This is a genomic window from Streptomyces sp. NPDC048462 (genome assembly GCF_043200175.1).
In the GTDB taxonomy this organism is placed as follows: Bacteria; Actinomycetota; Actinomycetes; order Streptomycetales; family Streptomycetaceae; genus Streptomyces.
On sequence record NZ_JBICXG010000003.1, the window covers coordinates 496,515 to 516,561 of the forward strand.

At 73.7% G+C, this 20,047-nt stretch carries 18 protein-coding genes; 14 read left to right on the top strand and 4 right to left on the bottom strand.

All coding sequences use genetic code 11. From position 1 onward, the window contains the following. Nucleotides 1–5: 5 nt before the first annotated feature. The 14 genes from ACGFU6_RS08190 to ACGFU6_RS08255 all read left to right on the top strand — a co-directional run bounded on the left by ACGFU6_RS08190 (nucleotide 6) and on the right by ACGFU6_RS08255 (nucleotide 15,487). The gene (locus tag ACGFU6_RS08190; RefSeq protein WP_393609077.1) at nucleotides 6–2,099 is read left to right on the top strand and encodes an AAA family ATPase; all 2,094 of its coding nucleotides are present in this window, start codon (nucleotides 6–8) and stop codon (nucleotides 2,097–2,099) included. Between the two features lie 159 nt (nucleotides 2,100–2,258). Beyond that, nucleotides 2,259–3,812, top strand: coding sequence for a phage tail sheath family protein (locus tag ACGFU6_RS08195; protein WP_393608949.1), 1,554 nt, complete (start codon nucleotides 2,259–2,261; stop codon nucleotides 3,810–3,812). 34 nt (nucleotides 3,813–3,846) lie between these two features. Next, nucleotides 3,847–4,287 carry a phage tail protein gene (locus ACGFU6_RS08200; RefSeq protein WP_024494932.1) on the top strand — a complete coding sequence of 147 codons (441 nt, stop codon included), beginning with the start codon at nucleotides 3,847–3,849 and terminating at the stop codon, nucleotides 4,285–4,287. Next, a complete protein-coding gene (locus ACGFU6_RS08205) occupies nucleotides 4,284–4,778 on the top strand; it encodes a hypothetical protein (RefSeq protein WP_393608951.1) in 495 nt (164 codons plus the stop codon). Before ACGFU6_RS08200 ends, ACGFU6_RS08205 begins: the two co-directional genes overlap by 4 nt. Next, nucleotides 4,775–4,933: a DUF6760 family protein gene (locus ACGFU6_RS08210; RefSeq protein WP_185092612.1), complete on the top strand. Its 159-nt coding sequence runs from the start codon at nucleotides 4,775–4,777 to the stop codon at nucleotides 4,931–4,933. Before ACGFU6_RS08205 ends, ACGFU6_RS08210 begins: the two co-directional genes overlap by 4 nt. A gap of 2,560 nt (nucleotides 4,934–7,493) precedes the next feature. Next, nucleotides 7,494–7,961, top strand: a complete 468-nt coding sequence (locus tag ACGFU6_RS08215) for a hypothetical protein (RefSeq protein ID WP_393608953.1) — start codon at nucleotides 7,494–7,496, stop codon at nucleotides 7,959–7,961. Nucleotides 7,962–7,992: 31 nt separating this feature from the next. Then, entirely contained in the window at nucleotides 7,993–8,418 is a 426-nt protein-coding gene (locus tag ACGFU6_RS08220) for a phage tail protein (RefSeq protein WP_123465434.1), read from the top strand. A gap of 54 nt (nucleotides 8,419–8,472) precedes the next feature. After that, nucleotides 8,473–9,195: a LysM peptidoglycan-binding domain-containing protein gene (locus tag ACGFU6_RS08225; protein ID WP_393608954.1), complete on the top strand. Its 723-nt coding sequence runs from the start codon at nucleotides 8,473–8,475 to the stop codon at nucleotides 9,193–9,195. Further along, the gene (locus ACGFU6_RS08230; protein WP_393608956.1) at nucleotides 9,192–11,006 is read left to right on the top strand and encodes a VgrG-related protein; all 1,815 of its coding nucleotides are present in this window, start codon (nucleotides 9,192–9,194) and stop codon (nucleotides 11,004–11,006) included. Before ACGFU6_RS08225 ends, ACGFU6_RS08230 begins: the two co-directional genes overlap by 4 nt. 142 nt (nucleotides 11,007–11,148) lie before the next feature. Further along, nucleotides 11,149–11,466: a PAAR domain-containing protein gene (locus tag ACGFU6_RS08235; protein ID WP_393608957.1), complete on the top strand. Its 318-nt coding sequence runs from the start codon at nucleotides 11,149–11,151 to the stop codon at nucleotides 11,464–11,466. Then, nucleotides 11,466–11,888, top strand: coding sequence for a GPW/gp25 family protein (locus tag ACGFU6_RS08240; protein WP_145768325.1), 423 nt, complete (start codon nucleotides 11,466–11,468; stop codon nucleotides 11,886–11,888). Before ACGFU6_RS08235 ends, ACGFU6_RS08240 begins: the two co-directional genes overlap by 1 nt. Continuing rightward, entirely contained in the window at nucleotides 11,888–13,846 is a 1,959-nt protein-coding gene (locus tag ACGFU6_RS08245) for a putative baseplate assembly protein (protein ID WP_393608959.1), read from the top strand. Before ACGFU6_RS08240 ends, ACGFU6_RS08245 begins: the two co-directional genes overlap by 1 nt. Next, nucleotides 13,843–14,406, top strand: coding sequence for a phage tail protein (locus ACGFU6_RS08250; RefSeq protein WP_393608961.1), 564 nt, complete (start codon nucleotides 13,843–13,845; stop codon nucleotides 14,404–14,406). The genes ACGFU6_RS08245 and ACGFU6_RS08250 overlap by 4 nt, the downstream gene beginning before the upstream one ends. A gap of 304 nt (nucleotides 14,407–14,710) precedes the next feature. Beyond that, a complete protein-coding gene (locus ACGFU6_RS08255) occupies nucleotides 14,711–15,487 on the top strand; it encodes an NADase-type glycan-binding domain-containing protein (protein ID WP_393608962.1) in 777 nt (258 codons plus the stop codon). 56 nt (nucleotides 15,488–15,543) lie between these two features. Here the strand turns inward: ACGFU6_RS08255 and ACGFU6_RS08260 are convergent, their stop codons facing one another. From ACGFU6_RS08260 to ACGFU6_RS08275, 4 genes are all read right to left on the bottom strand, one after another. After that, nucleotides 15,544–16,233 carry a haloacid dehalogenase type II gene (locus ACGFU6_RS08260; RefSeq protein WP_393608964.1) on the bottom strand — a complete coding sequence of 230 codons (690 nt, stop codon included), beginning with the start codon at nucleotides 16,231–16,233 and terminating at the stop codon, nucleotides 15,544–15,546. A 169-nt stretch (nucleotides 16,234–16,402) separates the two neighbouring features. After that, nucleotides 16,403–17,167, bottom strand: coding sequence for a phosphatase PAP2 family protein (locus ACGFU6_RS08265; protein ID WP_393608966.1), 765 nt, complete (start codon nucleotides 17,165–17,167; stop codon nucleotides 16,403–16,405). A 5-nt stretch (nucleotides 17,168–17,172) separates the two neighbouring features. Next, complete coding sequence (locus ACGFU6_RS08270) at nucleotides 17,173–18,126, bottom strand: YihY/virulence factor BrkB family protein (protein ID WP_393608967.1); 954 nt, start codon at nucleotides 18,124–18,126, stop codon at nucleotides 17,173–17,175. Beyond that, nucleotides 18,127–19,881, bottom strand: a complete 1,755-nt coding sequence (locus ACGFU6_RS08275; protein WP_393608968.1) for a diacylglycerol kinase family protein — start codon at nucleotides 19,879–19,881, stop codon at nucleotides 18,127–18,129. Between the last annotated feature and the right edge of the window lie 166 nt (nucleotides 19,882–20,047).

The following is a 20,047-nucleotide window of genomic DNA, read 5'->3' on the forward strand; positions in this document are numbered from 1 at the left end:
CAGTCATCGCCGAGCCTTCGGGCAGGTGCGGCACCGAGCCCCCCGTCCCCGCCGGAGAGGCCCACCTCTGGGCCCGGCTCCGCCTGGTCGAGCAGCGGGTACGGCAGGCGGTGGAGGACCGCCGGGCCGCCGACCCCGACCCCGACGACCCCTACCGGGGCCAGTACTTCACCCCCGAGGCGATCACCCGCATCCTGGACGAACCGGGCGGCCTCGGTGCACCGGCGCAGGAGCCCTGGCAGCCGCCTCCCGGCTCCGTCCTCGAAGGCCTCGCCGTGCGGTTCGGCCTCTCGCCGCTGGACCTGGACCTTCTTCTGATCGCGGTGGCGCCCGACCTGGACGCGCGGTTCGAGCGGTTCTACGGCTACCTCAACGACGATCTGACGCGCCGTCGTCCCACGGTCGGGCTCGCCCTGGAGCTGTGCGGGCTGGCCGGCGCGGCCGCCGCCCGCTTCCGGCTCGCCCCCGGAGCACCGCTCGTCGACGGCGCTCTGGTGCGGGTCACCGAGCCGGAACGGCCACCGCTCTCCCGCGTCCTGGCGGTCCCCGACCGGGTGTCCGGGCATCTCCTGGGCAACGCGCACCCCGACGTTCTGCTCGCCGGGGTGCTCGGCGAGAGCGGTGAGGACCCGACCGCCGACGCGGCGGAGATCCGGCGGGCCTCGGCCGCCGCCCGCACCGGCACCGGCCTCGTGCACCTGCGCAGCCGGGGCGGCGACGCCGAGGGCCTGGCCACCGCAGCCCTGCGCGCGGCCGGGCTGCGGCCGCTCGTTCTGGACGCGGTTGCGCTGGCCCGGCGCTCCGGCGAACTGCCCGAACTCGCCCGGGTGGCAGCCCGCGAGGCCCGGCTGACCGGCTCCGGGGTCGTACTCGGCCCGGTGGAGGCGCTGCCCGCCGAGCCCGTCGAACGGGCCCGGACGCTGGGCGCGTTGTGCGCGGCGCTGCGGGGAATCCCGCTGCTCACGCACGGCACCACCGGCTGGGACCCGGGGTGGGCCGCCGACGCCCCCGTCGTCCTGACCGTGGCGGCGCCGTCTCCCGAGCGGCAGGCAGCGCGCTGGCGGCACGCCCTCGACCGGGCCGCCGGTGAGGGCTCCATGACCGGCGACGCCGATGCGCTCGCCAGGGCCGTCGCCGCGCACCGTCTGGACTCCGGGCAGTTGCGCCGCGCCGCCGACGCCGCGGTGCGCACGGCCACCCTGGCCGGCGGGCCGGTCGGCCCCGACGATCTGCAGAGCGCCGTGCGTGCCCAGAACGGCGCCGGGCTCGAACGGCTCGCCCGCCGGGTGGAGCCGGGCGTCGGCTGGGACGACCTGGTGCTCCCGCCGACCACCCACCGGCGGCTGCGCGAACTCGCCCTGCGGGCCCGCCACCGCGAGCAGGTGCTGGGGCAGTGGGGGATGCGGCCCGGCGGCGGCCGGGGACGTGGCGTGATCGCCCTGTTCGCGGGCGAGTCGGGCACCGGCAAGACCATGTCCGCCGAGGTCGTCGCCGCAGACCTGGGCATGGACCTGTACGTGGTGGACCTGTCCACGGTCGTCGACAAGTACGTCGGGGAGACCGAGAAGAACCTGGAACGGATCTTCACCGAGGCGTCCGCGGTCAACGCGGTCCTGCTCTTCGACGAGGCCGACGCGATCTTCGGCAAGCGCTCGGAGGTGAAGGACGCGCACGACCGGCACGCCAACATCGAGTCGGCGTACCTGCTCCAGCGCATGGAGTCGTTCGACGGGATCGCCGTGCTGACCACCAACCTGCGGGCCAACCTGGACGAGGCCTTCACCCGCCGCCTGGACGTGGTGGCGGACTTCCCGGTGCCCGACCCGGGCCAGCGCCTCGCCCTCTGGGACCGGTGTCTGGGCGACCGGCTGCCCCGCGCCGACGACCTCGACCTCGTCTTCTGCGCGGACCGCTTCGAACTCGCCGGGGGCTCGATCCGGGCCTGCGCGGTGACCGCGGCGTACCTGGCGGCGGAGTCCGGCACGCCGCTCACCATGCGCCAGGTGGTGACCTCGGTCGTGCAGGAGTACCGCAAGCTCGGGCGGCTGGTCCTGGAGGGCGAGTTCGGCCCGTACATGACCGAGGCCGCCGGCGCCTGAGGCGCGCGTACCGCCTGGCCCGGACGGTCAGCGCGGGGCGTCCCGGAAAGGCAGCGGCCTTGCCCCCGGCCAGGTCCGCGAGTCCCTGTCGCCGAGGCGGGCCGGCAGCGAAGACTCGGCCTGGACACAGGTGACCCGTAAGGACGCGAAGGAGCGAGTATGCCGACGTACCTCACCCCGGGTGTGTACGTGGAGGAGGTGCAGTCCGGTGCCCGACCGATCGAAGGGGTCGGCACCGCCGTCGCCGCGTTCGTGGGGTTTGCCCGGAACGGACCGTTCCACGCACCGACACTGGTCACCTCCTGGGACCAGTACACCCAGCTGTTCGGCGGATTCGCGGAGGGCACCTACCTGCCCCACGCGGTCTACGGATACTTCGCCAACGGCGGGGGCGCGGCCTACGTGGTCCGGATCGGCGGACCCGCCGAGGGCGCATCCCCGGCCGACGGCGCCCAGGGGGCGCAGGCCAGGGCGGCGGAGCCGGTCGAACTCGGCGGCTTCCTGATCGCGGCCAGGCCGGGGATCACCGGGGTGTCGGTGGAGATCGCCGACGCGGACGGCGAGAACCCGCCCGAGGACCGCTTCAAGGTCCTGGTCCGCCAGGGCGACAAGGTCGTGGAGACCTACGAGGCCTCGACCCGCAAGAACGTCAAGGGATACCTCGTCACCCAGGCACGTTCCTCCAGCCTGATCGCGGTCACCGAGCAGCGCAACGCCACCCAGAGCCGGCCCGCGGGCCAGACCGTGGCAGTGCCCGACGCCCCGGCCGCGCCCGCCGCGTCCGGCTCCGGCGAGGTCGCGCGCCTCGACGCGTCCGAGTACGTCGGCGACGCCGCAGCCCGTACGGGGTTCGGCGGCCTGGAGGCCATCGACGAGATCACCATGGTCTCGGTGCCGGACCTGATGAGCGCCCACCAGCGCGGTGACATCGACGCGGAGGGCGTACGAACGGTGCAGCTCGCCGTGATCGCGCACTGCGAGCAGATGGGCGACCGGGTGGCCATCCTGGACAGCCCGCCCGGACTCTCCGCCCAGCAGGTGCGCACCTGGCGCAACGACGAGGCAGGCTACGACTCCCGCTACGCCACCCTCTACTACCCGTGGGTGCGGGTCTTCGACCCGGCGGCCGGACGCAACACCACCGTCCCGCCCAGCGGTCACATCGCGGGCGTGTGGGCGCGCAGCGACGCCGAGCGCGGCGTGCACAAGGCGCCCGCCAACGAGGTGATCCGCGGCGCCGTGGATCTGGAACTCCGGCTCAGCAAGGGCGAGCAGGACCTGCTGAACCCGATCGGCGTGAACTGCGTGCGCGCGTTCTCCGGCCGGGGCGTGCGGGTGTGGGGCGCCCGCACCCTCTCCTCGGACCCGGCATGGCGCTACCTGAACGTGCGCCGGCTGTTCAACTACCTGGAGGAGTCGATCCTCCTGGGCACCCAGTGGGTGGTCTTCGAGCCGAACGACGACCGCCTGTGGTCGAGCATCCGGCGCAACGTCACCGCGTTCCTCACCGAGGAGTGGCGCAGGGGCGCGCTGTTCGGCCGCACCGCCGAAGAGGCGTTCTACGTGCGGTGCGACCGCGACAACAACCCGCAGGAGTCCATCGACCAGGGCCGGGTCATCTGTGAGATCGGCGTCTCGCCGGTCAAGCCCGCGGAGTTCGTGGTGTTCCGGCTGGCTCAGTTCTCCGACACCACCAGCCTCATCGACGAGTGACCCGCGGGTCAGCAAAGAAAGGTGACAGACAGCCATGGCAGAGGGCGATGCTCTTTCCACCCACGTCTTCGGCGTGCAGCTCGGCGGCTACCTGGTCGAGTCGATTCAGGAGATCAGCGGGCTGACCGTCGAGGAGGAGGTCGTCGAGGTCCGTCAGGTCAGCGCGGAGGGCAAGCAGATCATCCGCAAGCAGCCCGGCGCCCGGCAGGCCGGTGAGGTCACGATCACCCGCGGACTCGACCAGAGCAGCGAGTTCACCTCGTGGATCAAGGAGACCCTGAACAAGGGCGCCGTGGACGCCGCGCGGCAGAACCTCACGATCGAGATCAAGGACTCCGAGGGCAGCACCGTCCGGCGCATCCAGCTGATGCAGGGCTGGGCCTCGAAGTGGGAGGGCCCGTCGCTCAAGGCGGGCGAGTCCGCCGCGGCCACCGAGTCCGTCACGATCGTCTTCGAGGAGATCGTCGTCGAATGAGGCGTCGTACGGTGTCCGCGGGCAACCTGGAGGAGATCCTCCAGGCGACGGAGCCCGCCCAGGTGCCGGAGCAGGCGGCGGCCGCCCCCGCCGCCGCCCCGGCCCCCCGGGAGGACCACAGGCTGCGCACCGAGTTCGAGTTCGAGCTCCCGCGCGGATACGTGGACGAGGCGGGCACGGTGCACCGGCACGGATCGATGCGCCTGGCGACCGCCCGTGACGAGCTGCGGCCCCAGATCGACCTGCGGGTCAAGGAGAACCCGGCGTACCTGAGCGTGGTCCTGCTCAGCCAGGTGATCACCCGGCTCGGCGCGATCACCGATGTGCACGCCGGGGTGGTGGAACGGATGTACGCCACCGACGTGGCGTTCCTCCAGGACTTCTACCGCCGCGTCAACAGCGAGGGCCACACCCGGGCGGCGGTGACCTGCCCGCACTGCGAGGGCGGCTTCGAGGTCGACCTCTCGGGTGGGCGCCTGGGGGAATCGTGACGTACGCCCTTCCCCGGCTCCGGGAGGAGATCGCGTACATCGCCTACCACTTCCACTGGCAACGCGAGGAGATCCTCGACCTGACGCACGGCGAGCGCCAGGAGTGGGTATCCGAGATAGCCCGAATCAACACCCGTGTGAACGAAGGCGGTTGAGCGCATGGCATGGCGGGACAGGCTGCGCCGCCGGACTGCCGGTCCCGACACCGCGGACCGCCCCCGGTCCGCGGAGCGCGCCGCGGCGGCCGGTCCCTTCGGCGACGGTCCGGACCGGGGCGCACCGGCCGATCCGGCTGCCTCCGTGCCGGGCGACTGGGACGGCGGCTGGCGCGGCGCCCCGCCGCAACAGCTGACCGTGGCCCGCGCCCCGCTCGGCGTCAGCGACGGGCTCTCCTTCCGCGACGGCCTCGCGAGCTGGCAGAACCCGTCGTTCGACGCCGGCCTGGGCCATGCCGTGCTGCCCACCGCCCCGACCGGTCTGGTGCGCGGCGTCACGCCCCCCGCCGCCCCGCAGCCCACCCGCACCGGCCGGGGCCCCCTGCTGCTCCGGGCCCTGCGCACGGAGCAGCCGAACGGGGCGGATGGCGGCTCACCCGGACTCGGTGCCCCGGACGTGGTGAGCGCGACCGGCGGTACGCGGGCCCCGGCCGCCCGGACACCGCAGATCTCGCGCCGGACCCGTCCGGGGGCGGCGACGAGAACGGCGAAGGCGACAGGAACCGCGACGTCGGGTACGGGACCCGGCCTCGGCCCGGCGCCCACAGCGGCGGCCCGACCCGACGGCAACAGCCCTTCGGTGGAACGCCGTTCGGCTGATCCGTCTCGGACCCGCGGCCTCACATCCACGGATTCCCCCGCCACACCTCTTCCGCCGGATCCAGTCGGCCGGAGGGCGGCGGACCCGGCCGCCGGCCCGGTCGTGACGCCCACGGACACGGGCGCCACCCCCAGCCAGGCCGCTCCCCGCATCCCGCTGGTGCGACGCGTGTCGGTGGTCCCGGGCGCGGTCGCGGACGCAGCCGTGGCCCGGCCCACTTCCGGCGCACGCGCCTCGCGGACACCACCGGGAGCGTCCGGCCCGGCTCCGGAGCGAGCGTCCCGGCCGGCCGCCGGTTCCGGCAGCCGTACGTCATCGGGACCGGCCGTCCAGCGCGCGGCGCAGGGGGCACCCGAGTCACCGGCCACGAGGCGAGCCGGACAGCCGCAGCCGCCCCGCGCCCCGGGGAACGAGGTGTCCCGCGAGGCTGTACGGCCCCGTCCGGTCGGGCCGCTGCCGACCGTCGCCCGGCGTCCGGCCGGGCCCGCGCGCCGGCTCCCGGCCCTGCGACCGGCCACCGTGCGGGCTCCCGTGAACCGGGCCGCCCCGGACGCACCTGGGCCCGACTTCACCGCAGGCCCGTCCGCCGGGGCCGGGACGCGCCCGGCGGAGCCCGTACAGCGAGCCGCCGTTCGCGCGCCACTCGGCGCACCGATGAGTGAACTGCCCTCCACATCGCAGCCGTTGACGCCGGACGCCGTGGCGGTTCCCCCGACCGGACCCACCACTCCCACCGCACCCGCACCCACGTCCGGTCCGGCGCTTCCCGTGGTCCAGCACCACTTGGAGACCACCTCCCATACCCCGGCCCCCGGTGCCCCGGCCCCCGGTGCCCCGGCCCCCGGCACACCGACCGCCCCCGCGAAGAGGACGGATACCCCCGCTCGGACTCCGATCCGCCGCCCCGGGGCACGAGCGCGCGGCGGCCTGGGCGCGCCGTTGTCCGAGCTGCCCCCCAGCGCGGGCCTGCCGGGCGCCACCGGGTCCGGTCCGCGCCCTCGCCGCACGGCACCCGGTCCCGACGTTCAGCGTGCTCCGGCCCGACAGGACCGGACGTCCGGGGCAGCTCCGGCGCCACCCACGACGGATCGGAACCGCTCAAGCGCCACGGAAGCGCCGCTGCTTGGTACAGGGGAAGGTGCACGGGCAGGCGCACAGGGCGGCGTTGCGGGAGCGGCGGGATCCGCAGGGAACACGCGCCGCCGGGAATCGGCCTCGGGCGGTTCCGGTTCTTGTCCCGGCTCTGCCTCTGGCCCCGGCTCTGCCTCTGGATCCAGCTCTGTCCCTGGCTCCGCCTCCGGGCCCGGCAATGCGGTCTCCCGTGCCCTCGCGGCAGGAGGCCTGAGCGTGACAAGCAACGCAAGCCCCACAAGTATCGATGGCCCCACAAGTAGCTCCGGCATCGCAGCTGCTTCGCCCCTGAGCACGGTCAGCCCGCGCCCCGTCACCGTGACCCGGACCGGAGCACACGCCGCCCCGGCGTCCGCGCCCCGCACCCTCTCGCTGCTCGCCGCCCGTCCCCTCAGCCTGAACACCCTGGCTCCACAAGGCGTGGCAGCCCCCGCCACCCCCCGAGCCGGTGGCCCTCCGGTGGTGGCGGCGCGCTGGCCCGGCGCACCGGCTCCGCACCGGAGCGGCCCGGCACAGCCGTCGCCGGGTCCGTCCGGGACGCCCCGGGCCACGCCGCAGATCCAGCGGGCGGCCACCGGACGCTCCGGTGCCCGGCCGGCGGAAGCGGGGCGCGGCGTACGGAGCAACGGCGCTCCGGAGTCCGCCCGGCGCGTCCCGGTCGTCCGGCCCGCGTCGTCCCTCCGGGGCCCGGCCGGGGGAGGAGCACCGGCAGGCCCGGCTTCGGCAAGTGCCGCGCCGGCAGGGCCCGTACCCGTACGCCCCCTGCCGGTGACCGCACCCCAGGCGCAGGCGCTCGCCGGCCGCCCCCCGGTCACACCGGCACCGGCGCGGGCACCCTCGGGCACCGTCCCCGTGGTCCGGCCCCGGGCCGGCACGCCGACGAGCCCGAGGCCTGCGACGGGCGGGTCCGGCCGGGCCGGGCCCCAGGTCCAGCGCGACGTCGCCGGGACGGGCGACGGCCCCCCGCCCAACGGCCCCGTATCCCACAGCCCGGCATCCAGCAGCCCCGTACCCAGCAGCTCCGTATCCAACGGCACACCGGCCGGGCCGGAGCCGGAGCGGCCGGGTAAGGCATCGTCCGCCGCCGGCAGGGACGCGGCCGGGCTACCGCAGGGCTCCGGTGCCGAACTGGACGAGCTGGCGCGCCGCCTGCTCGACCCCCTGGCCCGGCTGCTGCGCACCGAACTGCGGCGTGGCCGGGACCGTACGGGCCGTCCCTACGACGGACGCCGCTGAGACCCGAGAGCACCGAACGGATGACGGAGCAATGACAGACAGCATCTTCGCGACCAGCGTGTTCTTCCGGCTCGCTATCGCCGGGAACGACCTCGGGGCCTTTCACACCTGCTCCGGCATGGGCGCCGAGGTGGAGATGGAGAGCTATGCCGAAGGCGGCAACAACGGCTTCACCTGGCAACTGCCCGGACGCGTGACCTGGTCGAACATCACGCTCACCAGGCCGGTCACCGCCGACACGGCGAAGATCGGCCGCTGGCTCGACGAGACGCTGCGGCGGGTGGAGCCCAAGGACGGCGAGATCGTGGCGCTGAAACCGGACCTGACCAGGATCATCAGCTGGCAGGTGTTCGGGATCGTCCCGGTCCGCTGGCAGGGGCCGTCCTTCGATCCCGCCCGTTCGGAGGCCGCGGTGGAAACCCTGGAGATCGCCCATCAGGGGCTGCGTCCTTCCTGACCCGGCACCCTTCCCCGCCAGCCCTCGTACCCGCACCGGAAAGGAACTCCAGGCATGTCGCCAGCGGTGCGCTCCAGCCGGGCCAGAGCCCAGCTGATCCTCAAGGAGCCCCCGGCCTCGGTCGGCGCGAAACCCGGTGGGACGGTCGCGCAGCTCGACCTGCAGTTCAACCCCTCCACCCTGGAACTGCGCAAGACCGCCGAGTGGCGGCGCTCCCCGTCCCGGATGGCCGGGCAGTCGGCGCTGCCCGAGTTCGTCGGCAGCGGACCGCGCACGCTGAGCCTCGAAGTGTTCCTGGACGCCACAGCCACCCACGACAACTCCGTGGAGCAGGCGGTGGAGAAGCTGATGAAGGCCTGCGTGCCGACACCGGCCAGCCTGGGCCGCAAGAAGCCGGCCAGCCCATGGGTCAGGTTCGAGTGGGGCACCGCTCGGACGACCGCGTTCGACGGGGTGCTTTCAAGCCTGTCCGTGAGTTACACGCTGTTCGACGTGGACGGCAAGCCGCTGCGGGCCACCTGCGGGCTGTCCATCGAGGAGGCGAGCGTCGACACGGCGGGCCAGAACCCGACGTCCGGCGCCCGCACCGCCCGCAGTACGCACACGGTCGTGGCGGGCGACAGCCTCGCCATGCTGGCCTGGCGGGAGTACGGCGACCCGACGGCGTGGCGGGTCATCGCGGAGGCGAACGGAATCGACGACCCGATGGCGCTCGCGCCCGGCACCGAACTGGTGGTGCCGGCACTGCTGGACACGGACAGCGTGGAGGAACGGTGAGCACAACCGAGGCACAGGGCAGCCGGTCGTTCGCGGCGGACCCCGTCGTGGAGACGCCCGCCGAGCTCCCCAGGGTCTGGGCCGCCCAGCTGGTGAGCTGCGTGGTGGACGAGAACGTGGGCCTGCCCGACGCGGCGGTGCTCACCTTCCGCGACCCCGATCACGAGTTCCTCCAGGCGACCGGAATCACCATCGGTACCCCGCTGCGGGTCTCGGTGGTGACCGCCTCGGGCCAGGCGCGTGAGCGGCTGTTCGACGGCGAGGTGACGGCCCTGGAACTGGACGGGGACCGCACCGGCTCGTTCACGGTGGTGCGCGCGTACTCCAAGGCGCACCGGCTGCAGCGGGGCCGCAAGGTGGTCGCGTACCGGAACATGACGGCGGCCGCGATCGTCCGCAAGGTGGCCGCCGGGGCCGGTCTGGCCTGCGGAACCGTGCAGGCCGCACCGGTCACCTACCAGCAGCTCTCGCAGGCGAACGTGTCCGACTGGGACTTCCTGCAGTACCTGGCCGGCGAGAGCGGTGCGCAGGTGCGGGTGGACGACAAGGGCCTGCTCCAGTTCACCCGGCCGCAGAAGGCGTCCGGCGCGCCCGCGCCGTCGACCTCGGCCACCAGGAACCCGATGGTGCTCGAGTACGGCCGCAACCTCCTCGCGCTGCGGGCCTCGCTGTCGGCGGCGGACAGCGCGGCGTCGGTGGAGGTGCGCGGCTGGGACGTCAAGACCAAACGGCCCCTGGTGGCCCGGAACCCGTCGGTGGTCAGTGACACCGCGGTGCCCGGTCTGAACCCGTCGGCGAACGCCCGCTTCGGCAAGGCCAAGCTGACCGTCACGGACACCCCGTACCGCACCCAGGCCGAGACGACGGCGGTCGCGGACGCGACGGCCGCCCAGGTCAGCGCGGGCTTCGGGGAACTGGAGGCGCTGGCCGAGGGCAACCCCCGGCTGCGCGCCGGTAAACCGGTGGCTCTCGGCAACGTCGGGCAGGCGTTCTCGGGCCGGTACACGGCGACGGCCGTACAGCACGTACTGGAGCCGCACGAGGGCTACCGCACCACCGTCTGGGTCGGTGCGGGCCCGGACCGCTCACTGACCGGCCTGGTGACCGGCGGGCCTGACCGTGGCCCCCGTATGCCGGGTCTGGCGATCGGCGTGGTGACCGACGTACGCGAGCCGGACGGCGCCGAGCGTGGCGGGGTCCGGCTGAAGTTTCCCTGGCTGGACGAGAGTTACGTCACCGACTGGGTGCGCACCGTGCAGTGGGGCGGCGTCGGCGGGGGAGGGGTGGTGAGCGCGGAGGTCAACGACGAGGTCCTGGTCGGGTTCGAGCAGGGGCTGCTGGACAGCCCGTACGTCATCGGGGGGCTGTACAACGGCGTGGACCGGCCCTCACCCCACGACGTCCCGCTGATCGACCGGACCAGTGGCAAGGTCAACCGCCGTTCGGTGGTGTCGCGTTCGGGGCACCGGGTCGAGCTCCTGGACGCGCGGGCGCCGGGCCCGTCCGGACTGCGGCTGATGACCGCCGACGAGCGCCTCGAAGTACGCCTCGACGACCGCCTGGACCGGATCGAACTGACCGTGTACGCCGGGCGCGGCCGCCCCCTCAGCTCCGTCGTGCTCGACAAGGACGGCATCACGCTGGACGCCAAGCTGGGCAAGGTGAACGTGCGGGGCAGACAGGTGGACATCGACGGCACGGACGGAGTGCGGATCGGGGGCCGTTCCGTGCGCGTCAACGGTGTTTCGGATGTCACCGTCGACGGCGGTCTGCTGGGCGTCCTGAAGGCCCGGCTCATCCGGATCAACTGAGACCCCGCCACCTGCGCGGACCCACCGAAGCGCCCGAAGCGCTCGCAGCACCCTCAGTACCCGGCCCACCTGACCCACTCCGCTCACCTGACCGAATCCGCGACCGGCCTCCGGGCCCAGGACCTTCCGCAAGGAGTGCCGCATGCCAGCCGCAGCCCGTACCGGCGACCCCACCAGCCACGGCGGTGTGATCGCCACCGCGCCGCCCGGCGCCGCCGCCGCGGTGATGCGGGTGCTGATCGGCGGCCGTCCCGCCGCCGTCGTGGGCAGCCTCCACACCTGTCCGATCCCCCCGCACGCACTGCTGGGGCCGGCCAACGTGATCCTGCCCGACCCGGCCGCGCTCGCCACCGGCACGGTACTGATCGGCGGGCTGCCGGCCGCGCGGGCCGGCGACCGTACGGCGTGCTCCGGGAACATCCTGACCGGCGCCCAGAACGTCCGCATCGGGGGCATGTGATGAGCGAGCGGTTCATCGGGCGCGGCTGGGCGTTCCCGCTGCGCGTCGGGCCGACCGGCGGGATCGCCATGGTCGAACGCGAGCGGGAGATCGAGGAGGCGATCCGCCTGGTGCTCGGAACCGCGCCCGGCGAGCGCCCCATGCGCCCCGAGTTCGGCTGCGGCATCCACGACTACGTCTTCGCCCCCGGCAACGGCGCCACCGCCGGACGCATCGCGCAGCAGACCCGCGAGGCCCTCGAACGGTGGGAGCCACGCATCGCGGTGGACGACGTGGTGGTCGCCTTCGACGCCGTCGAGGACGGCACCCTCTACATCGACGTGCACTACACCGTGCGCTCCACCAACGACCGGCGCAACCTGGTCTTTCCCTTCTACACGATCCCCTCCGACGAGGAGACCGAGGAATTGGTCGCGGACTGATGGCTCTGGACTTCCCCAACCTGGACGACCGGCGGTTCCAGCAACTCGTCGACGAGGCGAAGCGGTACGTGCAGCAGCGCGCCCCGGAGTGGACCGACCACAACGTCTCCGACCCGGGCGTCACTCTCATCGAGACGTTCGCCTACCTCGTGGACCAGCTGCTCTACCGGCTGAACCGTGTCCCGGACAAGAACTACACAGCGTTCCTCGACCTGTTGGGCATCTGCCTGTTCCCGCCGGCCGCCGCCGGTGCCGACGTCGACTTCTGGCTGTCGGCCCCCCAGCCCGAGACGGTGACGCTCCCCGCCGGCACCGAGGTGACCACCGTGCGCGGCGAGACCGAGGAAGCCGTCGTCTTCACGACCACGGACGAACTCCACATCGTCCCGAGCGAGTTGACGAAACTCGTCACCGCGCCCCGGACCGGTGAGCAGAGCGACCGGACCAGGACGCTCGCCGAGGGGCTCGACGTGCCCTGCTTCCAGGCGACCCCCGAGCCGGGCGACGCGCTCCTGTTCGGTCTGCCGGCGCCGGTGCCGCGCTGCGTGGTCGCGGTGCGCATGGACAGCCGGGTGGAGGGCATCGGCGTGGACCCGCGCCAGCCCCCGCTGGTGTGGGAGGCGTGGGACGGCGGCGGCTGGCGCGAGTGCGAGACCGGCGCGGACACCACCGGCGGGCTGAACCGCCCCGGCGAGGTCATCGTCCACGTACCGGCCGGGCACACCGCGTCGGTGGTCGGCGGGACCAGGGCCGGCTGGCTGCGCTGCCGCGTCACCGAGCCCGGACCGGGCCAGCCGTTCTACTCGGAGTCCCCGACGGTGCGCGAGGCGGCCGTGTTCACGGTCGGCGGCACCATGTACGTCGAACACGCGGAGACGGTGACCGACGTGCCGCTCGGCACCTCGGAGGGCGTCGCCGGCCAGACCTTCCGGCTCGGCCGTCCACCGGTCCTCCTCGACGGCGAACCCCCGGTGGTGGAGGTGTCCTCGGGCCAGGGATGGCGCCGCTGGGAGTTGGTGGAACACTTCGGCCGCTCCGGCCCCGCCGACCAGCACGTCCGGGTGGACGCCACCACCGGCGAGTTCACCTTCCCCCCGGTGCTGCGAGAGCCGGACGGCACGCTGCGCCAGTGCGGCGCCGTACCGCCCAAGGGCGCCCAGCTGCGAGTGGCCCGCTACCGCACGGGTGGCGGCCCTGCCGGAAACGTCGCACGAGGCGTGATCTCCGTGCTGCGCAGCTCCGTGCCGTACGTGGCGCGGGTCGACAACAGGGAGGCCGCGCGCGGCGGCGTCGCCGGTGAGACCATCGCCAACGCCAAGCTCCGGGCGCCGGACGCGCTGCGGATGCAGGAGCGCGCGGTGACCGCCGAGGACTACGAGATCATCAGCCGCCGCGCCGCTCCCTCGGTGCGCCGGGTGCGCTGCATACCCGCCGGGGACGGTGCGGGCGCGGTGCGGGTCCTGGTCGTACCGGACGCGGTGGCCGACGAGGGAGACCGGCTCCGCTTCGAGCAGCTCATCCCGTCGGACCAGGTACTGCGGGCGATCACCGAGAGCCTGGACGAGCGACGGCTGATCGGTACCCGTCTCGTGGTGGAGCCGCCCGTCTACCAGGGCGTCACCGTCGTGGCGAGGCTCGCGGCGGCGCCCGGGGACACGGACCGGGTGCGCGAGGCGGCGCTCGACGCGCTGTTCCGGCTCCTCAACCCGCTGCACGGCGGCCCGGACGGTACGGGGTGGCCGTTCGGGCGGCCGGTGCAGTACGGCGAGGTGTTCGGCGTACTGCAACGCGCCACCGGCAACGCGCTCGTGGAGGAGATCCGGCTGTTCGCCGCCGACCCGACGACAGGACGCCGGGGTGCGCCGGCGGACCGCATCGACGTGGCCGCAGGAGCGCTGGTCTTCTCGTACCAGCACCAGGTGGTCGTCACCGCCATCGAACCGGAGGTACGGGGATGAGCCGCGCGGCCGTACCAGGTCTGCCCAGCAGGTACCCGATCGGCGAACAGCTCCCCGCCATGTACGCCGACGACGACTTCGCGCAGCGGTTCACCGAGGGGCTCGACACCGTGCTCGCCCCGGTGTTCGCGACCCTGGACAACCTGCCCTCGTACTTCGACCCCCGGGTGGCCCCGGCCGACTTCCTGGCCTGGCTGGCGTCGTGGGTGGGTGCGGTCGACGATCCGCGGTGGCCCGTGGAGCTGCGCCGTGAGGCGGTGGTCCACGCGGTCGAGCTGCACCGCCGGCGCGGTACCGGACGCGGCCTGGTGGACGGGTTGCGGCTCGGGCTCGGCGTGAACGCCGTGATCGCCGGGGACGGCGGTGCGGTGTGGTCGCGTACCGCCGGAGCCGAACTGCCGCCGGAACCGCCCGGCGAGATCCTGGTCCGGGTGTGGCCGGGCCGCGAGGCGACGGTGGACGTGGACCGGGTCAACGAGATCGTCCGGGCGATGTGCCCGGTGCACACCGTCTGCCGGGTGGAGGTCCTGCCCGGCCCGCCCGCCGATGAAGGGAGGTGACGCCGTGCGCGCGTGTCCCACCTGCGGGGCGTCCAACGGTTCAGCGGACGACTTCTGCGGTAACTGCGGCGCCTACCTGGGCTGGTCGGAGACCGAACCGGCCCCGAGCACGCCGCCCGCGAACACCCCGGCCCCACCGCAACCCACCCCGGAGGAAACCACCGCCCCACCGAGCACCCCCACCGCACCGAGCGCCACTGCCGCATCCACCACCCCACCACGCACCACGGTTCCACCCGCGCCCACGCCCGGACCGAGTCCGGCCCCGGCCGCACCCGCCCCCGAGGCGTCGGAGCAGGAACCCGTGCTGCCCGTACTCCCCGCGAAGCCGGTCGCGCCCCGCCCCGTCGTACGGCCCGTGGCGGCGCCGGAAGAGGCGGCCGGGGTGCCCTGCCCGGCCTGCGCCACGCCCAACCTGCCCGGCCGGCGGTTCTGCCGGCGCTGCGCCGCTGCGCTGAACCCCGCCGCGAAGCCCGCACCGCTGCCGTGGTGGCGGACCGTGTGGCCGTTCCGCCGCCGCCGGGCGCGGGCGAGTTCCGGCCGGGTGGTACGGGGCCTGGTGATTCTCGCGGTGCTGCTGGCCCTGTGCGCGGGCGGGCTCCTGCTGCTGCCTGCCGGGCGCGCCCTCATCGAGGACACCAGGGACAAGATGGGCAAGGCCGTGGCGGTGACCCCGGTCGGTATCGCCGCGAGCGCGGAGATACCCCGCCACCCGGCGAAGAACACCACGGACGGACTGAACAACCGCTACTGGGGCGCACCCGGGCCGCAGGCCTCGGTGACGTACACCTTCGGCAAACCGTTCCGGCTGGTCAACGTGCTCATCACCAACGGGGCGTCCAAGTCCGCGGAGGAATACGCCGGCCAGGGGCGCGCACTCCGGGTGGACCTGGAGGTGACCACGCAGGACGGCGACAAGCACACCAAGCAGATCACCCTCAGCGACAAACCGGGTGCGCAGCCGGTGCCCACCGGGATCAGCGACGTGAAGACGGTGCGCCTGGTCCTGTCCTCGCCGGCCGGTCTGACGAAGGGCCGTCACCTGGCCCTGGCGGAGGTGGAGTTCTTCCGGCGGAGCTGAACCGGAGCCGGAGAGCGCCGCCCCGTACAAACCGTCACCGTGTCGTCGGGGCGCTCTCAGCCGGCGCCGAGCTGTTCCGCCAGATCGGCCAGGCTCTCGGCGTAGAGGTCGAACCGGTCCGAGCCGTCGGGCGGATCACCCATGGGGCGGGCGACATAGGCGGTGCGCAGCCCCAGCGCCTGCGCACCGCGCAGGTCCCATGCATGGGCGGCGACCATCAGCAGCCGCTCCGGCGGCCGTCCGGACACGGTGACGGCCAGCCGGTAGACCTCGGGGTCCGGCTTGTAGCTCCGGGCATCCTCGGCGGACAGGGCCTGGTGCCAGCGCAGTCCGGCGTGGGCGTTGAGCCCGAGCAGGGCCGTGCGGCTCGCGTTGGACAGCCCGATCAGCGGGTACCGCTTCGCGAACCGGGCGAGGCCGGCCACGGAGTCGGGCCAGGGCGGCACCCGGGTGCCCGACAGTGCCAGCTCCTCCACGGCGTCCGGATCATCGGAACCGGCCGCGCCGGCGACCGCCTCGGCGGCCTCCCGGTCCAGGGCGTCGCTGGGCAGATAGGGCCGGCTGCCGTCGAGGACGCGGCGCTGTTCGCGGTCGATGTGCCGCTGCCACAGCGACAGGAGCCGTTCGACCCCCAAATCGTCCAGCGTCGGGTCCAGCCGGCGGATGCCCGCGCGGATCCCGGCGGGTTCGTCGACGAGTGTCCCGAGCACATCGAAGACGAGGGCATCGATCTCTGGCTGTGACATGAGGTGTCGTCTCCCGGACGAAGTGGTGTGGTCTCCCGGACCGAGCGGTCCCGTACAAGCGGCTGTTGGCCGAACAAGGCGCGGTGTCCGTTGGTTCCCGTTCCCGGCAGGTGCGCCGGCTCGAGGCAACATCGTGACGGGCCGCTCGCCGGCCGGGATGACGGAGGCGTCACCGCTCCGGGGCGGCCTCGGGCAGCTCGGGCTCCAGGCCTTCGGCCATCCCGCTCCGGCGACGGCCGGAGTCGGCGCGCCAGGCTTCGAAGGCCCAGGCGGTCGCCGCCACCACGGCGAGGCCGAGCAGCCAGCCGCCGACCACATCGCTGAACCAGTGGACGCCGAGTGCGACCCGGGTGAACCCCACTCCCAGCACCGAGAGCACCGCCACGCTCCAGCAGACGACCCGCCAGCCACGCGGCACCAGCGGCAGCAGCACGAGCAGCAGGACGGCGAACGAGGTGGTCGCGCTCATCGCGTGGCCCGACGGGAAGGAGAAGCCCGGCGCCTGGGCCACCGGGTCGGCCAGGGAGGGCCTGGCCCGCTCGACGACCGTCTTGACGAGCAGCCCCGTGAGTCCGCCGGCCACGGCTGTCACGGCGGACCAGGCGGCCAGCCGCCAGGCACGGCGATGGAGCAGCCAGATCGTCAGCAGCGCGACCGCGCAGCGCAGCGTCGCGGGGTCCCAGACCCGGTCGGACAGGAAACGAAGCGTGCTCGTCCACGCGGGGTGGGCGAGCGCCGTGCTGTGCAGCCGCCGGGCCGCGCCCGAGTCCACGGCGTGCAACGGGCTCCAGCGGCTCTCGACGAGCACGAGGAGAAGGGCGAAGGGGACCGCGGACACCGCGGCGACGGCGGCGGCGGCGAGCAGACGTACGCCGAACCTGCGGTCGGCGGCACGGCGCGGGAACCCACGAAGCCGCCCTGTACTGGCGCGCATCACATTCACGCTCCCGGATCGGACTTGACAGGACCGGGCTGCCTGGCGCGGGCCGCCTCCAGCTGCGCGGCGAAGGACAGCCCGAGGAAGAGGGCGATGGAGGTCAGATAGGCCCACAGGAGCAGCGACATGAAGGCGCTCAGCGGGCCGTAGACGGTGTCGAAGGACCCGCTGAGGGAGAGGTAGAGGCTGAGCAGCCAGGTCAGCGTCGTCCACAGCACCAGGTACAGGGCCGCCCCGAACGCCAGCCACGTGTAGCCGGGCTGGCGGCGACGCGGGGAGCGATGGAAGATCGCGCTCGCCGAGATGAGGGCGAGCAGCAGCCCGCACGGCCAGCGCAGCAGGTCCCAGGCGTGCCTGGCCCCGTCGCCGAGACCGTAGACGCTCACGGCGGCCGCGACGAGGTCGCCGCCGACCACCATCAGGATGAAGCCGAAGCCCAGGGGGATGCCGGCGGTCAGGGCCATCAGCAGACCCCGGGAGTACTTCTGGTGGAAGGGGCGGTCGCGTTCGATTCCGTAGATCCGGTTGGCCCCGCGTTCTATCTGGCACATCGCCGTCGTGACGTTCACCAGCGAGAAGGCCAGGCCGAGCCAGAGAGTGAGCTGGGAGCCGTCCCCGGCACGCCGCCGGCTCCGGTCCAGCGCGTCGTCGACCACTTCGGCACTCGGCCCTGCGGCGATGCGGTGAATGGTCAGTTCCGCCAGCTGCCCCACGTTCTCCGTGTGCAGTGAGGCGGACAGTCCGACGAAGGCGATGACGAGGGGAATCACGGAGAGGACGGTCTGCAGGGCGAGTGCGCGGGAGTGGCTGAAGCCGTCGGCGTAACGGAAGCGGACGAAGGAGTCCCGTACCAGCGGCCAGCGGCCGTAGCGGCGCAGGGCTGCCAGTGCCTCGTCGGCGGAGAGCTCGTCGCCCGTCATGTCGCGGGTCTGCGGGACCCGGGTCGCGGTGCCCATTCACTCGCTCCTGGCCGGCAGCAGCGCGCTCAGGGCTCCGGGCCTGACCTCGGCGATGAGCAGCCGGCCCGGTCGCACCGGGTCTCCGTCGAACTCGCGCGGCTGCGCCGAGGCGAAGCGGAGTTCGGCACGGCGGAAGGTGAAGTACTCCACCGGGGTGCCGTGGCCCGTGCTGTCGGCGGCCGGGAAGCTGCCTTCCCCGGACGGGCGGGGCGGCCTCGACCGGCCGCGCAGCAGTATGCCGCCGGCGCGCAGCCAGCCGCCGGGGCCGCGCGGGTCGAAGACGGCGAGATCCAGCAGTCCGTCGTCGGGTTCGGCGGCCGGGACGAGGGCGGCGCCGCCCTGCACCCTGCCGATGTTGGCGAGGAGGACCATCCGGGCGGTGCGGTGCAGGACCGGTCCGTTGTCGAGCCGGATCGACACGGACATCCGGGGCGCTCGCAGGCTCCTGACACCGGCCACCACGTAGGCGGGCCAGCCGATGGCGGACTTGGCGGCGTCCCCGGTGTTCTCCAGCATCGCGGCGTCCAGACCGGCGCCGGACATGGCGGTGAAGTGGGTGGCCGGGAGGGAGTCGCCCTCGATCCTTCCGAGGTCGACCGGGCGGACGCTGCCCGACAGCGCGGCGTCCAGGGCGGCCGCCGGCGTCAAGGGGAGACCCAGGTTCCGGGCCAGCAGGTTGCCGGTGCCGCACGGCACCACGGCCAGCGGAACGCCGGTGCCGGCCAGGGCGTCCGCCGCCGCCCTGATGGTCCCGTCCCCGCCGCAGACCACGACCAGCGACGCGCCGTCCCGGACGGCGGCGGCGGCCTGCCCGCCGCCCGGGTCGTCCGCGGTCGTGGAGACGAACTCCGCGCCGTGGTGGCCGTGCTGCTCCAGGATCAGCCGCAGGGTCTCGCGCTGCGTGTCGTCGGTCACCGTCGGGTTGACGATCACGACGGTGTGGCCCGCGACGTGCTCCGTGCGTTCGGCGGTGGCCCGCAGCGCGACCTCGGCGGCGTTCGACGGCGGGGGAGTGGGAGCGCCGCCGCCGCTCATCAGGGCGCGCCCGACGATCAGCAGCGACAGCGTTCCGTTCAGCAGTCCGCCGAGCACGTCGGTGGGATGGTGCATCCCCCGGTAGAGGCGTGCGACCGCGACCACCAACGGTATGAGCAGCAGCAGCCCGCCGACGGCCTTCCGCCAGGGGCCCCGCACCCGGGAGAGCACCAGCACGGCGAGACCGGCGTAGAGCGCGGTCGCGGCGCCCGTGTGCCCCGAGGTGTAACTGGACGTCGGCGGCGAGGAATCCAGGCGCTCCACCTCCGGCCGCTCGCGGTCCACGGAGACGCTGATGACCAGGAACACCAGTGCCTGGAGCGAGACGGAGACAGCGAGGAAGACCGCCTCGCGCCACCTCGGCAGCCGGGGCACGAGGATCAGGCCCAGACAGGTGAGCGCGGTGAGAACGACCACCGTGGTGGTGTTGCCGGCCTCCGAAGCGATGAACGACACGTCGTTGAGGGGTCCGGTGCGCAGCCGCTCGAACCCCTCGTTGACCCGGTCCTCGGCGGTCAGCGGCCAGATCCCACCGGCGGGGCCGGTGATCAGGAGTCCCAGTCCGACCATCAGCGCGGCCTGGCAGACGGCCATCGCGCCGATCAGGGCGGCGGCCCGGCCGCTGCCGCTCGTGAGAGCCGGAGAGTGTCCGGGCCGGGAGGGCGTGGGCGGTCGCGTGGTCAGGTCGACCGGTCTCTCCGGCAGGTTCGCAGGCATGGCACTCCCAGCGCTCGGCGTAGTGGGTCGGTGGTGACGGCGTCGATGCCGGCCGGGGCCCGGCCCTCCGCCGTCTGCCCCGAAATCCGCCGGTCAGCCATGCCCGCGGTGACTGCGCTCAGGGCGCTCGCCGCGCAGGCCGGTGCACCGGGGCGGCGGATCGCGA